The organism is Raoultella sp. T31 (genome assembly GCF_002806725.1).
GTDB classification, from domain to species: domain Bacteria; phylum Pseudomonadota; class Gammaproteobacteria; order Enterobacterales; family Enterobacteriaceae; genus Klebsiella; species Klebsiella electrica.
Window position 1 is genome coordinate 208,077 of the sequence record NZ_PIBO01000002.1, and the last position, 14,205, is coordinate 222,281.

A 14,205-nucleotide genomic window follows, 5' to 3' on the forward strand; every position below is an offset into this window, starting at 1 on the left:
AAACACTATATTGTAAATAAAACAGCACACCACCGACAATGCAGGTTATGTCAGGAAAGTATCAAATTCAGGATAAAGTTTCGCGTCTCGCGCTTTTTGGACGAAAAGCCGCTACCACTTCCGGCGCAGTCTCGACATAAGGCCCTTCAAGCAACTGTACACAATAAGGTACACTCGCGAAGATCCCGTGCACCAGGACCTTGCCGTCAGCATCTTTAACGCCTTCAAGGGTTTCCTGAATGGCTTTCGGCTGGCCCGGCAGATTCAAAATCAGCGCCTGCTTGCGGATAACGCCAACCTGACGAGAAAGGATAGCCGTCGGAACGAAGTGTAAGCTGACCTGACGCATTTGCTCGCCAAAACCCGGCATCACACGGTCGGCGATGGCCAGGGTTGCATCCGGCGTCACGTCGCGTCGGGCAGGACCGGTGCCGCCGGTAGTTAACACCAGATGGCAGGCCATCTCGTCAACCAGTTCACACAGCGTTTGTTCGATAATCCCCTGTTCGTCAGGGATCAGGCGGGTCTCGAGCTCAAAGGGAGTCGTCAGCGCACGCGCCAGCCACTCTTCAAGTGCCGGGATGCCTTTATCCTGATAAACGCCGCTGGAGGCGCGATCGGAGATGGAAACTAAGCCGATTCGTAAGGTATTCATCGTTATTCCGTTCAGACAGTACAATTAGACGGAATGATACACGCTGGAAGGCAATACAGACAGGGTTCAGGAGAAGTAGCGTGACCGGGAACCCGGCCACGCCCAAATGATTACAGCAGGTCGCCGATCATTTTTTCCAGTTTTTCCTGGTCTATCGCAAACTTACGGATACCTTCCGCCAGTTTGTCTACCGCCATCGGATCCTGGTTGTGCTGCCACAGGAACTGAGCTTCGGTGATGCGTTCCGGACGCGCTTTCACTTCGCCGCTGAACACCAGTTTACGTTCGATAGCCCCTTCGCTTTCCGCCAGCTCTTTCAGCAGGGTCGGAGCGATAGTCAGGCGGTCACAGCCAGCCAGTTCAAGGATTTCACCGACGTTACGGAAGCTTGCGCCCATCACGACAGTTTCGTAACCGTGCTGCTTGTAGTACTCATAGATTTCACTGACGGAAACGACGCCCGGATCTTCAGCCGGCGCGTACTCTTTCTTGTCGGTGTTCGCTTTGTACCAGTCGAGGATGCGGCCAACGAACGGAGAGATCAGGAAGACGCCCGCTTCAGCACAAGCGCGAGCCTGGGCGAAGGAGAACAGCAGAGTCAGGTTACAGTTGATGCCTTCTTTTTCCAGCTGCTCGGCGGCGCAAATACCCTGCCAGGTTGAAGCCAGTTTAATCAGAATGCGATCGTTGCCGATGCCCGCATCGTTATACAGTTTGATGATGCGTTTCGCTTTGGCGATAGATGCCTGGGTGTCGTAGGAGAGGCGCGCATCAACTTCGGTCGAAATACGGCCAGGAATCAGCTTAAGAATTTCGAGACCAATGTTCACCGCCAGCTTATCGGAAGCATCGATAATCTGCTGAGCGCGATCGCTGCTCTGGCCGCGGGCCCACTCGACAGCGTCATCAATCAGCTTGCGGTACTCAGGAATCTGAGCCGCGCCGAGAATCAAAGAAGGGTTAGTCGTGGCATCCTGAGGCTGATACAGCTTCATTGCCGCAATATCTCCGGTATCAGCTACGACAGTGGTGTACTGACGCAGAGAAGTCAATTTATCCGTCATGATAGTGTTTCTCTTAAACAGCAGTTAAGGGGATGTAACCGGTCTTCCAAGATGATAACACGCTGCATGTTCAGCGCAACTGTGGACCATGCAAGACCGCAGAGTGTGATAAACTCGATGAATTAGTTCGCTGAATGCTAAGGGATTGTCACTGAATTGGTAGCGCTTACACTAGCGTTCCGGCATGGACAAGAGGACGGTTAATGCCTGATTTTTTCTCTTTTATCAATGAAATACTCTGGGGCTCAGTCATGATTTATCTGTTACTGGGCTCCGGCATCTGGTTTACCTGGCGAACAAAATTCATTCAGTTTCGTTATGTTCGCCAGTTTGGGAAAAGTCTAAAAAAAAGCCTCCAGCCCCAGCCCGGCGGCTTAACCTCTTTCCAGGCCCTGTGCACCAGCCTCGCGGCGCGCGTGGGCAGCGGCAACCTGGTTGGCGTCGCGCTGGCTATCTCTGCCGGCGGGCCCGGTGCCGTCTTCTGGATGTGGGTTTCCGCGCTGCTCGGCATGGCCAGCAGCTTTGCCGAATGTTCTCTTGCCCAGCTCTACAAAGAGCGCGATGCCCACGGGCAATTCCGCGGAGGCCCGGCCTGGTACATGTCCCGGGGTCTGGGCATGCGCTGGATGGGCATCGTGTTTTCTATCCTGCTCCTGCTGGCCTATGGAGTGATTTTCAACACCGTGCAGGCCAACTCCATCGCGCACGCGATGGCCTATGCCTTTAACCTTCCCGCCATTGTGACCGGCTGCGCGCTGGCGCTGATGACCCTGCTGGTTATCGTCCGGGGGTTGCGGAGCGTGGCGAAGTTAATGCAGTGGATTGTGCCGCTGATGGCTCTGCTTTGGATAGCCACCAGCCTGCTGATTGGCCTCTGGCACATTACGGCACTGCCGGCCATTTTCGAGGCCATTTTCCGCAGTGCGTTCGGCTGGCAGGAAGCCGCCGCCGGCGCAGTGGGCTATACCATCAGCCAGGCAATCACCAGCGGTTTTCAGCGCGGCATGTTCTCAAATGAAGCGGGAATGGGGTCAACCCCTAACGCCGCGGCGGCAGCGGCTTCCTGGCCCCCGCACCCGGCGGCGCAGGGGATCGTGCAAATGATTGGCGTCCTCATCGATACCATCGTCATCTGTACCGCCAGCGCGGTCATTATCATGCTGGCGCCACAAGACGATGCGGAAGATGCCGCGAATGGCATCCAGAGTATTCAGCATGCCATGACCTCGCTGGTTGGCAGCTGGGGGGCGGGATTCGTGGCGATCATCGTGCTGCTCTTCGCCTTCAGCTCTATCGTCGCAAACTACATCTATGCTGAAAATAACCTGATATTTCTGCGTATTAATGGCCCCCGGTATATCTGGGCGCTGCGGATCCTCACCCTGGTGATGGTCATCACCGGCGCGCTGATCGGTTTGCCGGTTGTCTGGCAGCTGGCGGATACCATCATGGCGCTGATGGCCATCACTAACCTGACCGCCATTTTACTGCTGTCGCCTACGGTGCGGATTCTGGCCACTGATTATCTCAGTCAGCGGCGGTTGGGCGTGCGGCCGACGTTTGACGCCACGCGCTACCCGGAAATTAACCAGCAGCTGGCGCCTGGAGCCTGGGATGAGCTGCCGCGTGAATAACGCGGCAATCGCAGCTATCGATCCCAGCGCGCTCTTTTTTTGTTAAAGTCACGGAAAATCCCCTGCAAGGACCGGATATGCTGATTCTTATTTCACCTGCCAAAACACTCGACTACCAAAGTCCGCTGGCCACAGCACGCTACAGCCAGCCTGAACTGCTGGAATATTCCCAGGAGCTGATCGGCGTCGCGCGTCGGCTCTCGGCGCCGCAGATCGGCAAACTGATGAGCATCAGCGATAAGCTGGCAGACCTGAACGCCACCCGCTTTCATGACTGGCACCCGGACTTCACGCCGCAAAATGCGCGCCAGGCCATTCTGGCGTTTAAAGGCGACGTTTATACCGGACTGCAGGCGGAAACCCTCAGCGAAGACGATTTCGATTTTGCCCAGCAGCATTTGCGTATGCTTTCCGGCCTCTACGGCGTGCTGCGTCCGCTGGATCTGATGCAACCCTATCGTCTGGAAATGGGCATTAAGCTGGAAAATAGCAAAGGCAAAGATCTCTACCAGTTCTGGGGCGAGGTGATTACCGATAAACTGAACCAGGCGCTGAAGGCTCAGGGAGACGATATCGTGATTAACCTGGCTTCTGATGAATACTTCCGCTCAGTGAAGACAAAACAGTTGCAGGGTAAAATCATTAAACCCGTGTTCCTCGATGAGAAAAACGGCCAGTTTAAAGTGATCAGTTTCTATGCCAAAAAGGCGCGCGGGTTAATGAGCCGTTATATCATTGAGAACCGTTTAACCCGGCCTGAACAGCTAACCTGCTTCAACAGCGAAGGCTATTTCTTCGACGCCGAAGCCTCCGACAAGAAAGATGAGATGGTCTTTAAACGCCACGAACGCTAACCCCCTTCCCGGCCGCTCTCACGGCGACCGGGACGGAAGACTTAGTGATGGCGCCAGTCACGATCCGGGCCACGATCGCGATCATCATGGTGATCATGGCGATGCTCGTCATGTGCGCGCCAGTGGTTATCGCGCCAGTCGTAATGACGACCCCACCATTCGTGGTCGCGCCAGCGGCCGCCGTCCCAGTAGTTACCGTAATTGTCGCGATCGCCAATTTGCAGTTTGACTGCCGGCACCAGCGTGATCTCCGATGCGTGAACCACAGCGGGAGCCACCAGCGACATCGAAAGCGCAAGGATCACAGACTTCAGCGTTGACATCGGTTTCCCCTTCATTAACAGTCCCCGCATGGGGGCGATAATCAAAGATTACCCCTGAGCGACAGCGCGGGTTATTCTCCGCAATCCTAATCTCTGATGCCTGGCATTTATTGGTCATTCACCCATTTTCCCTGCTTTTTTTCTGCATAGTTTCTCCATTTTCACCAATAAAAAAGCCGGGCGCAAAGGCCCGGCCTGAGAACATCATACGGCGATAAAAGGCCGTTATGCTTTGCCCATCATCAGCTGGCGCAGCGCGGCGAAATCCGCCGGCAGATTATGCGACAGCAGCGGCAGATCGGCGCGATCGGCCAGCTCTTTCGGCAGCGGCAGCGTCTGCTGGAGGATCTCTTCTACGCTCTCCTTGAACTTCGCCGGGTGCGCGGTACCGAGGAACAGACCGTATTCGCCCGGCTGCAGCTGGTCGCGCAGCGCGCGCCAGGCGATAGCCGCATGCGGCTCTGAGGTGTAGCCAATGGCTTTCAGCTCACGCATCGCCTGTTTGGTGGTTTCATCGTCGACGGCCGCATAGCCCAGCTCGTTCAGGCGCCAGACTTTGCGACGGAACAGCTCTTCCACGCGCGGCCAGTTGTTCGGCTGGCTGACGTCCATGGCGTTAGACAGCGTCGCCTGAGTCGCTTTCGGCGCCCAGTTGCCGTCCTGCAGGAAGCGCGGCACGGTGTCATTGGCGTTGGTGGCGGCAATAAAGCGCTTAATCGGCAGACCTAAAGACTTCGCCAGCAGACCAGCGGTCAGATCGCCAAAGTTACCGCTCGGCACGGAAATGACCAGCTGGTTGCGGGCTTCCTGCGGCAGCTGGGCCACCGCTTCGAAGTAGTAGCAAATCTGCGCCAGCAGACGGCTGATATTGATGGAGTTCGCGGAGTTCAGGCCCAGAGCGACCTTCAGCTCTTCATCGTCAAAGGCCTGTTTCACCAGCGCCTGGCAGGCATCGAAATCGCCATCTATCGCCACGGTTTCAATGTTGCCGCCCAGGGTGCAGAACAGTTTTTCCTGCAGCGGGCTGATCTTGCCGCGCGGATACAGAATAACGACTTTGACATTCGGCAGGCCGTAAAACGCATGTGCAACCGCCGCGCCGGTATCACCGGAGGTAGCGGTCAGAATCGTCACCGGTTTATCGCCGGCAATGTGGGTCAGCATCTGCGCCATAAAGCGACCGCCGAAATCCTTAAACGCCAGCGTCGGGCCGTGGAACAGCTCCAGACAGCCGACATCATCCTGCACCTTACTGACCGGAGCCGGGAAGGTGAAAGCGGCGGCGATACGCTCTTTGAGGATCTCCTGCGGGATCTCGTCGCCAATAAAAGCCGACAGAATTCTGGCGCTGCGGGAGGCCAAATCCATCTCCAGCATGTCGTCAATTTCAGTCAGGCTAAATTCCGGCAGATCGTGCGGAAAGAACAGCCCCTGTTGCTTGCCAAGCCCCTGCGTAACGGCCTGCGCAAAGCTGACCTGTTCGTTATGATCTTTTAAATTATAGAGTTTCATTGGTTATCCCACTACTCGTGCGCCCGCCGTATCCAGCCGGCAAATATGAACGAAGCCTTCCTGATTCTGCAGATAATGCGTGCCCAGCCAGTCCGCAACGCGCTGCGCGGTTTCCGGCTTATCGCACAGGGCAAACAGCGTCGGGCCGGAGCCAGAGATACCGCACGCCTGCGCACCGATCTCCATCGTCGCCTGACGCGCTTCACTGAAGCCCGGCAGCAGTTTAGTGCGATACGGTTCGGCAATCACATCTTTCATCAATTTCGCTGCCAGCTGCGGCTGGCGGGTGTAGCAGGCATGAATAAAGCCCGCCAGGTGACGACCGTGAGCGATACAGTCCTGGCGGCGATACTGCGCCGGAAGGATGGCACGCGCTTCCGCCGTCGACACTTTAATGCCCGGATAAGCCAGCACCCACAGCCATTCGTCAAACCCCGGTACCTGCTGGCTGATAATGCCATTCTCTTCAATCATCAGCTGCATGCCGCCCAGGTAACAAGGCGCGACGTTGTCATAGTGGATACTGCCGGAAATACGCCCTTCCATCTCCCCCATCAGCGCCAGCATACGCGTCTCATTCAGCGGCTTACCGCAGAATTCATTCATCGCCACCAGCGCGGCGACGACAGAGCAGGCGCTGGAGCCGAGGCCAGAACCAATCGGCATGTTTTTTTCCAGCACCATCGACACCGGAACTTTTTTGCCGATCTCCTGGCAAAAACGCTCCCAGCACTGGTAAACAATGTTCTCCTGCGGCGCGGAGGGCAGCTTGCTGGCAAAGCGGCCGACGTTTTGCAGGCTGAAGCTGTCCGCCGCCTCAACTGAAACGTTGTCCCCCAGCAGCGTGCCATCAACCGGCGTCACCGCCGCGCCCAGCACATCAAACCCGACGCTCATATTGGCACTGGAAGCCGGGGCATATACTTTGACCATCTTAAACTCCTAACTTCCATGACAGGGTGCGCAACAGGTCAGCAAACACACCGGCCGCCGTGACGTCGTTACCTGCGCCATAGCCGCGCAGCACCAGCGGCAGCGGCTGATAATAATGGCTGTAAAATGCCAGGGCGTTTTCGCCATTTTTCACTTTGAACAGCGGATCGTTACCGTCAACAGCGGCAATTTTCACGCGACAGGTCCCATCCTCTTCGATGTTACCGACGTAACGCAAGACTTTACCTTCATCACGCGCCTGAGCAACCCGGGAAGCAAACTCGTCATCCAGCGAAGGCAAGCGCGCCATAAAGCTCTCAACGTCGCCGCTGGCATCAAATTGTGCAGGCAATACCGGTTCGACGACAATATCGGACAGCTCCAGCTCACGGCCGGTTTCACGGGCCAGAATCAGCAGCTTACGCGCAACATCGACGCCAGAAAGATCGTCGCGCGGATCCGGTTCGGTATACCCCATCTCGCGCGCCAGGGTTGTTGCTTCGGAGAGATTCATGCCCTCATCCAGCTTACCGAAAATAAACGACAGAGAGCCAGAAAGAATACCGGAGAAGTGCAGCAGCTCATCGCCGGCATTCAGCAGGTTTTGCAGGTTTTCAATCACCGGCAGGCCGGCGCCAACGTTGGTGTCGTAGAGGAATTTGCGGCGCGAGCTGCTGGCGGCATGACGCAGCTGATGGTAGTAATCCAGCGAGGAGGTATTGGCCTTTTTGTTCGGCGTCACCACGTGGAAACCTTCGCGCAGGAAATCGGCGTACTGATCGGCGACCGCCTGACTGGAAGTACAGTCGACGATAACCGGGTTCAGCAGATGATACTCTTTGACCAGGCGAATCAGGCGGCCCAGGTTCAGCGACTCTTTCGCTTCGGCCAGCTCCGCGCGCCAGTTTTCGAGATTCAGCCCGTGCACGTTAGTCAGCAGGGCCTGTGAATTCGCCACGCCGCAGACGCGCAGGTCGATATGTTTGTTCTTCAGCCAGCCCTGCTGACGCTTAATCTGTTCAATCAGCGCGCCGCCGACGCCGCCGACGCCGATAACAAAGACTTCAATCACCTGATCGGTGTTGAACAGCATCTGGTGGGTCACGCGCACCCCGGTGGTCGCATCATCATTGCTGACCACCACGGAAATAGAACGCTCGGAAGAGCCCTGGGCAATCGCCACAATATTGATATTCGCGCGAGCCAGCGCGGCGAAGAACTTCGCCGAGATCCCGCGCAGCGTGCGCATACCGTCGCCCACCACGGAGATAATCGCCAGACGATCCATGATCGACAGCGGCTCCAGCTGGCCCTCTTTCAGCTCCAGGTAGAACTCTTCTTCCATCACCCGTTTTGCGCGCGCGCAGTCGCTTTGCGGTACGCAGAAGCTGATGCTGTATTCAGAAGAGGACTGGGTGATCAGGACCACTGAAATCCCGGCGCGGGACATGGTGGCAAACACGCGGGCGGCCATACCGACCATGCCTTTCATCCCCGGACCAGAGACGTTAAACATCGCCATATTATTGAGGTTAGAAATGCCTTTGACCGGCAGGCCATCTTCATCAAGGCTGGCGCCGATCAGCGTACCTGGCGCCTGCGGATTACCGGTATTTTTGATCAGGCAGGGAATCTGGAACTGAGCGATAGGGGCAATGGTGCGCGGATGCAGAACTTTAGCCCCGAAGTAGGAGAGCTCCATCGCTTCCTGATATGACATCGACTTCAGCAGACGCGCATCAGGAACCTGGCGCGGGTCGCAGGTATATACCCCATCGACATCGGTCCAGATTTCACAACAGTCGGCGCGCAGGCAGGCGGCCAGCACGGCGGCAGAGTAGTCTGAGCCATTGCGCCCCAGCACCACCAGCTCCCCTTTTTCGTTACCGGCGGTAAACCCGGCCATCAGCACCATATGGTCGGCCGGAATCTGGCTGGCGGCAATGCGGCGGGTCGATTCAGCGATATCGACGGTGGATTCGAGATAATGGCCAACGGCCAGCAGTTTTTCGACGGGGTTAATCACGCTAACTTTGTGGCCGCGAGCTTCCAGCAGGCCCGCCATCACGGCGATAGACAGCTTCTCGCCGCGGCAAATCAACGCGGCGTTGACGCTATCGGGGCACTGACCAAGCAGGCTGATACCATGCAGCACATGTTTAATCTGGGCAAACTCTTGCGCGACGAAGGCTTTCAGCCGCGCCAGCGGGAACCCCGGTTGCGCGTCGGCGAGGCCCTGCAGCAGTTCAGCAAAAATGCGTTCAGCGTCGGAGATATTGGTGAGCGCGTCCTGGCCGCCGATGGTTTTTTCAATCATCGCGACCAGATGGTTGGTAATTTTCGCCGGGGCAGACAGGACGGTTGCTACCTGCCCCTGCCTGGCATTGCTCTCCAGAATATCGGCAACCCGCAGAAAACGTTCTGCATTTGCCACTGATGTACCGCCGAACTTCAACACGCGCATGGTTGTTACCCCTAGATTTTTTGTCGAAAAAAAAGCCCGCACTGTTCAGGTGCGGGCTTTTTTCTGTGTTTCCTGTACGCGTCAGCCCGCACCGTTACCTGTGGTAATGGTGATGGTGATAATGGTTGTCATCATGCTGATGCGTTTCATGGATGTTGTGTACTCTGTAATTTTTATCTGTCTGTGTCCTGTGCCTATATTGGTTAAAGTATCTGCCGGTTTAAGTCAACGAATTTTTACATTTCACCCACTTCGCCGCATCGGGTCAATGCGCCACAATGATCTGACAATTCACCTGAATTTGCGATATGCAGCGCTTGATACTGGCAGATATAACCATATTTAAAACTTATAGCAGAACTTTAATCTGGCAGGTTTTTTTCAATATCGTGCAGCAACCGGTGCAACATTGCCGTGTCTCGCTGCTCTAAAAGCCCAATTCGCTGCTGGAGCCAGTCGGTCAGTTTGACGTCTTCAGACACGCCCAGGCGGGTCAATAAATCGAGCGTCCGCAGACGCAATGCCTGCAGCTGATTTTCATCGACGCTGGCAGAAACTGCCGGCGTCTGCTGAACCAAAGCGCTCAATTGATAGCAGTAGACCATCACCGACTGCCCTAAATTAAGCGAAGGATAGTCGGCCACCATCGGCACACCTGTCAGCACATCGGCAAGAGCCAGCTCTTCGTTAGTCAGCCCGGAATCTTCCCGCCCAAAGACCAGCGCCGTGTGGTTCATCCACGCGGCTTTCTCCGCCATCAGCGGCAGCAGTTGCTGCGGCGTGGCGTAGTAATGGAAACGCGCCCGGCTGCGGGCCGTTGTGGCGACGGTAAAGTCGACGTCATGCAGCGCCTGTTCCAGCGTTGGATAAGTGCTTATGTTATCAAGAATATCTCCGGAACCATGCGCAACCCATCGCGCCGCAGGCTGAAGATGGGCATCGCTGTCAACGATACGCAGATCGCGAAAACCCATGGTTTTCATCGCGCGTGCCGCCGCGCCAACGTTTTCTGCCCTCGCCGGGGCGACTAATACAATCGATACATGCATGGTGGCTCTCTTCTACTCTCTCACGCGGCGAAAATGAAACTATCCCCATTTTACGCGGCGAAAATTTACAAACTTGCAACAAAAATCACTAAAATTACGCATTATTCCCCATAAAAAAGCCTAAACTGTTTCCAACGGACCATGGGGCGGAGTATGTTAACAGAACGCATTTATCCATATGTTTGCCAATGATATTTATCGAAACCGCGCTGAACGATCGTTGGATTCAACGTGTTTATCAATTTACCAGCGCAACCATTTGAGCGGTGTAAGATTTGTGACGATAAATAGCATTTCAATACAATGATTTCACAAGACTGTTAACGTGCTACAATTGAATTTGATATATGTCAACGAAGCGTAGTTTTATGGGGTGTTCAGCCTCTCTTAGCCTGTTATATTGCTGTTAAAATGGTTAGGATGACAGCCGTTTTTGACACCGTCGGGTCCAGAGGGAAAGTACCCACGACCAAGCTAATGATGTTGTTGACGTTGATGGAAAGTGCATCAAGAACGCAATTACGTACTTTAGTCATGTTACGCCGGACATGTTAATTTGCGACATGTACCAGGCAGGTCAGGGACTTTGGTACTTCCTGTTTCGATTTAGTTGGCAATTTAGGTAGCAAACATGCAGACCCCGCACATTCTTATCGTTGAAGACGAGTTGGTAACACGCAACACGTTAAAAAGTATTTTCGAAGCAGAAGGTTATGATGTGTTCGAAGCGACTGATGGCGCGGAAATGCATCAGATCCTGTCTGAAAATGATATCAACCTGGTGATCATGGATATCAACCTGCCAGGTAAAAATGGTCTCCTGTTAGCGCGTGAACTGCGCGAACAGGCTGACGTCGCGCTGATGTTCCTTACCGGCCGCGATAACGAAGTTGATAAGATTCTGGGCCTCGAAATCGGCGCTGATGACTATATCACTAAACCGTTTAACCCCCGTGAACTGACCATTCGCGCACGCAACCTCCTCTCCCGTACCATGAATCTGGGTACCATAAGCGAAGAGCGTCGCAGCGTAGAAAGCTACAAGTTCAACGGCTGGGAACTGGATATCAATAGCCGTTCGCTGGTCAGCCCAAACGGTGAGCAGTACAAGCTGCCGCGCAGTGAATTCCGCGCGATGCTGCACTTCTGCGAGAACCCGGGCAAGATCCAGTCACGTGCTGAACTGCTGAAGAAAATGACCGGCCGTGAGCTTAAGCCGCACGACCGTACCGTTGACGTGACCATCCGTCGCATTCGTAAGCATTTTGAGTCGACTCCGGATACTCCGGAAATCATCGCCACGATTCACGGCGAAGGTTATCGCTTCTGCGGCGACCTGCAGGAATAACAGTCGTTTTCCTGCTCCCGCAACGTAAAAACGGCGCTTAATGCGCCGTTTTTTTATGTGCAAATCAGATGCCACGAGGCGACGCGTTATTTATTCCACGGCATGATTGGCACAGCGCTGAGCGCATTCTTCGGTGAACCGTCGACGACTTTATCCGAATAGCTCAGATAGATCAGCGCATTACGTTTGCTATCGTAAAAACGGACCACCTGCAGCTTTTTAAACACCAGCGAGGTACGTTTCTGGAAAACCACGTCGCCCTGTGACTTACCGTTTTTGATTTTATCGTTCAGTTCGATAGGCCCCACCTGCTGGCAAGAAATCGCCGCATCTGACGTATCTTCCGCCAGGCCCAGACCGCCCTTAATCCCACCGGTTTTCGCCCGGCTGATATAGCACGTCACGTTCTGAACATCCGGATCGTCGAAGGCCTCAACGACGATTTTATGATCCGGGCCAAAGAATTTGAATACGGTATCTACGGAACCAATTTGTTCCGCCTGCGCAACCTGACATCCCGCCAGTAAAAGCAGCCCCGCAACTAACCTCTTGTATTTCATATTATTACCATTTTATTAAAATTTAGCTAAGTGATGATTCCAGACTCAGCGGAAAAAGGTTTATAGATCACCGCGTTACCAAAACAGCTAAAACGCCTGCTGACAAATCGCATTTACAGGCAAAAAAAACACTGAATGCTAAAACATCAAAAAATGCTATTATCCGCTACCTTAGTAAGCAGGTACCTGAGTTTAAGGATGAGGACATTTTATGGATCAAGCAGGGATTATTCGCGATCTCCTTAGCTGGCTGGAAGGTCACCTGGATCAACCGCTCTCACTAGATAATGTGGCAGCCAAGGCGGGTTATTCCAAGTGGCATTTGCAAAGAATGTTTAAAGACGTAACCGGCCAAGCCATCGGTGCCTATATTCGCGCTCGCCGTTTATCAAAATCAGCGGTCGCCCTGCGCCTGACCGCCCGCCCGATTCTCGACATCGCGCTCCAGTATCGTTTTGACTCGCAGCAGACCTTCACCCGCGCGTTTAAAAAGCAGTTTTCGTTAACGCCGGCGCTGTATCGCCGCTCTCCTGACTGGAGCTCTTACGGGATGCGTCCCCCGCTGCGCCTCGGCGAATTCACGATACCGCAGTATGAGTTCGTCACCCTGAGCAATACCCAACTGATCGGCATCACCCAAAGCTACACCTGTAAGCTGGAGGAAATCTCCGACTTCCGTAACCAGATGCGCGTTCAGTTCTGGCGTGATTTCCTCGGCAATTCGCCGTCGATTCCGCCCACGCTGTACGGTCTGCACGAACCGCGTCCAAGCCTCGAGAAAGATGACGAGCAAGAGGTCTTCTACACCACTGCGCTGACGCCGGAGATGGCTAACGGCCACCTGCACAACTCCCAGCCGATCACTCTGGAAGGCGGCGAGTACGTGATGTTCGCTTATGAAGGCTTAGCAAGCGGGCTGCAGGAATTTATCCTGACGGTGTATGGCACCTGCATGCCAATGCTGAACCTGACCCGTCGCAAAGGCCTGGATATCGAACGCTTCTTCCCTGAGGATAATAGCCGGGATCAAGACACGCCGATTCAGCTGCGTTGCGAATACCTGATCCCGATTCGTCGTTAACGCTGCAGTTCATCCAGCGCGGGGGCGTCAAGGTGCGACACATCTCCCGCGGTTTCCACCACCCAGCCCGATGCCAGCCACAGACTCTGCTGATAATCAACGCGCGAAATCGAGCAGTTACGCAGACGCAGGCGGCGTTCCGCATGTGCCGGCAGCCCCAGAATCGTACTGACCAGACAGCCCAGCGCAATACCGTGACTCACCAGCAGCGGCCGGCTTCCGGCAGGCAGTTCCAGGCAGGACGCCAGCGCCGCGTGCATACGCTCGCTCAGCTCCAGCATCGACTCTCCCTGCGGGATACGGCCATCCGGGGTGCCATCAACCAACCGACGACGCCACTCTTCTTCTTCCTCGCTCAGCGAGTCGATATGGCGTTTCTCAAGAATCCCCATATCCAGCTCACGCAGCCGTGAATCAAGGATGACATCGCAGGCGCAGGCTTCCGCGATAATCTCTGCCGTCCGGCGCGTACGCCCCAAATCGCTGGCAATGATATGCGTAATGCCCAGCGTTCTGGCGCGTTCGCCGACCTGCCAGGCCTGGCGCTCACCGTGAGGCGTTAACGGGCTGTCTGACTGGCCCTGAATGCGCCGCTCGGCGTTCCACTGCGTTTCGCCATGGCGAACAAGGTGTACCTGTAACATGCTATTTTTCCGTTCTGTGCTCTTCACAATTTCGGCAGCCGGCGTCGCGCGCGGCAACGAAAACGATTTGGAGTATACTGCGAT

Annotated in this window: 15 protein-coding genes and 1 other annotated feature; of the genes, 4 read left to right on the plus strand and 11 right to left on the minus strand. The window is 55.1% G+C overall.

Going from position 1 to position 14,205, the window contains the following annotated elements; all coding sequences use genetic code 11:
- Positions 1-67: 67 nt before the first annotated feature.
- Both mog and tal read right to left on the minus strand, forming a co-directional pair.
- Complete coding sequence (mog, locus tag CWM52_RS02450; RefSeq protein WP_100682623.1) at positions 68-655, minus strand: molybdopterin adenylyltransferase; 588 nt, start codon at positions 653-655, stop codon at positions 68-70.
- 110 nt (positions 656-765) lie between these two features.
- A complete protein-coding gene (gene tal, locus CWM52_RS02455) occupies positions 766-1,719 on the minus strand; it encodes a transaldolase (protein WP_100682624.1) in 954 nt (317 codons plus the stop codon).
- 203 nt (positions 1,720-1,922) lie between these two features.
- Between tal and CWM52_RS02460 the strand changes: the two genes are divergently transcribed.
- Positions 1,923-3,353, plus strand: a complete 1,431-nt coding sequence (locus CWM52_RS02460; RefSeq protein WP_100682625.1) for an alanine/glycine:cation symporter family protein — start codon at positions 1,923-1,925, stop codon at positions 3,351-3,353.
- A gap of 77 nt (positions 3,354-3,430) precedes the next feature.
- A complete protein-coding gene (yaaA, locus tag CWM52_RS02465; protein WP_100682626.1) occupies positions 3,431-4,207 on the plus strand; it encodes a peroxide stress protein YaaA in 777 nt (258 codons plus the stop codon).
- Positions 4,208-4,248: 41 nt separating this feature from the next.
- On the opposite strand, the gene CWM52_RS02470 is transcribed toward yaaA, so the two are convergent.
- From CWM52_RS02470 to yjjY, 7 genes are all read right to left on the minus strand, one after another.
- The gene (locus CWM52_RS02470) at positions 4,249-4,530 is read right to left on the minus strand and encodes a DUF2502 domain-containing protein (RefSeq protein ID WP_100682627.1); all 282 of its coding nucleotides are present in this window, start codon (positions 4,528-4,530) and stop codon (positions 4,249-4,251) included.
- A 225-nt stretch (positions 4,531-4,755) separates the two neighbouring features.
- Entirely contained in the window at positions 4,756-6,042 is a 1,287-nt protein-coding gene (gene thrC / locus CWM52_RS02475) for a threonine synthase (protein WP_100682628.1), read from the minus strand.
- Between the two features lie 3 nt (positions 6,043-6,045).
- A complete protein-coding gene (thrB, locus tag CWM52_RS02480; protein ID WP_100682629.1) occupies positions 6,046-6,975 on the minus strand; it encodes a homoserine kinase in 930 nt (309 codons plus the stop codon).
- Position 6,976: 1 nt separating this feature from the next.
- Positions 6,977-9,439 carry a bifunctional aspartate kinase/homoserine dehydrogenase I gene (thrA, locus tag CWM52_RS02485; protein WP_100682630.1) on the minus strand — a complete coding sequence of 821 codons (2,463 nt, stop codon included), beginning with the start codon at positions 9,437-9,439 and terminating at the stop codon, positions 6,977-6,979.
- Positions 9,440-9,464: 25 nt separating this feature from the next.
- Positions 9,465-9,582 (minus strand) — a sequence feature (Thr leader region).
- Positions 9,521-9,589 carry a thr operon leader peptide gene (thrL, locus tag CWM52_RS02490; RefSeq protein ID WP_071824685.1) on the minus strand — a complete coding sequence of 23 codons (69 nt, stop codon included), beginning with the start codon at positions 9,587-9,589 and terminating at the stop codon, positions 9,521-9,523. It overlaps the preceding feature by 62 nt.
- Before the next feature lie 212 nt (positions 9,590-9,801).
- Positions 9,802-10,488 carry a tRNA/rRNA methyltransferase gene (locus tag CWM52_RS02495; protein WP_100682631.1) on the minus strand — a complete coding sequence of 229 codons (687 nt, stop codon included), beginning with the start codon at positions 10,486-10,488 and terminating at the stop codon, positions 9,802-9,804.
- Positions 10,489-10,883: 395 nt separating this feature from the next.
- Entirely contained in the window at positions 10,884-11,024 is a 141-nt protein-coding gene (yjjY, locus tag CWM52_RS02505; RefSeq protein WP_049268126.1) for a protein YjjY, read from the minus strand.
- A gap of 95 nt (positions 11,025-11,119) precedes the next feature.
- Here yjjY and arcA point away from each other — a divergent pair, with 95 nt between their 5' ends.
- Positions 11,120-11,836 (plus strand): two-component system response regulator ArcA, encoded by a 717-nt coding sequence (arcA, locus tag CWM52_RS02510; protein ID WP_100682632.1) that lies wholly within the window; start codon positions 11,120-11,122, stop codon positions 11,834-11,836.
- 86 nt (positions 11,837-11,922) lie between these two features.
- Here arcA and creA read toward each other — a convergent pair whose 3' ends face one another.
- Positions 11,923-12,396 carry a protein CreA gene (gene creA, locus CWM52_RS02515; protein WP_004857687.1) on the minus strand — a complete coding sequence of 158 codons (474 nt, stop codon included), beginning with the start codon at positions 12,394-12,396 and terminating at the stop codon, positions 11,923-11,925.
- Positions 12,397-12,607: 211 nt separating this feature from the next.
- On the opposite strand from creA, the gene robA reads away from it, so the two are divergent.
- Positions 12,608-13,477: an MDR efflux pump AcrAB transcriptional activator RobA gene (gene robA, locus CWM52_RS02520; RefSeq protein ID WP_100682633.1), complete on the plus strand. Its 870-nt coding sequence runs from the start codon at positions 12,608-12,610 to the stop codon at positions 13,475-13,477.
- Here robA and gpmB read toward each other — a convergent pair.
- Positions 13,474-14,121, minus strand: a complete 648-nt coding sequence (gene gpmB / locus CWM52_RS02525; protein ID WP_100682634.1) for a 2,3-diphosphoglycerate-dependent phosphoglycerate mutase GpmB — start codon at positions 14,119-14,121, stop codon at positions 13,474-13,476. The genes robA and gpmB overlap by 4 nt on opposite strands.
- Positions 14,122-14,205: the final 84 nt, after the last annotated feature.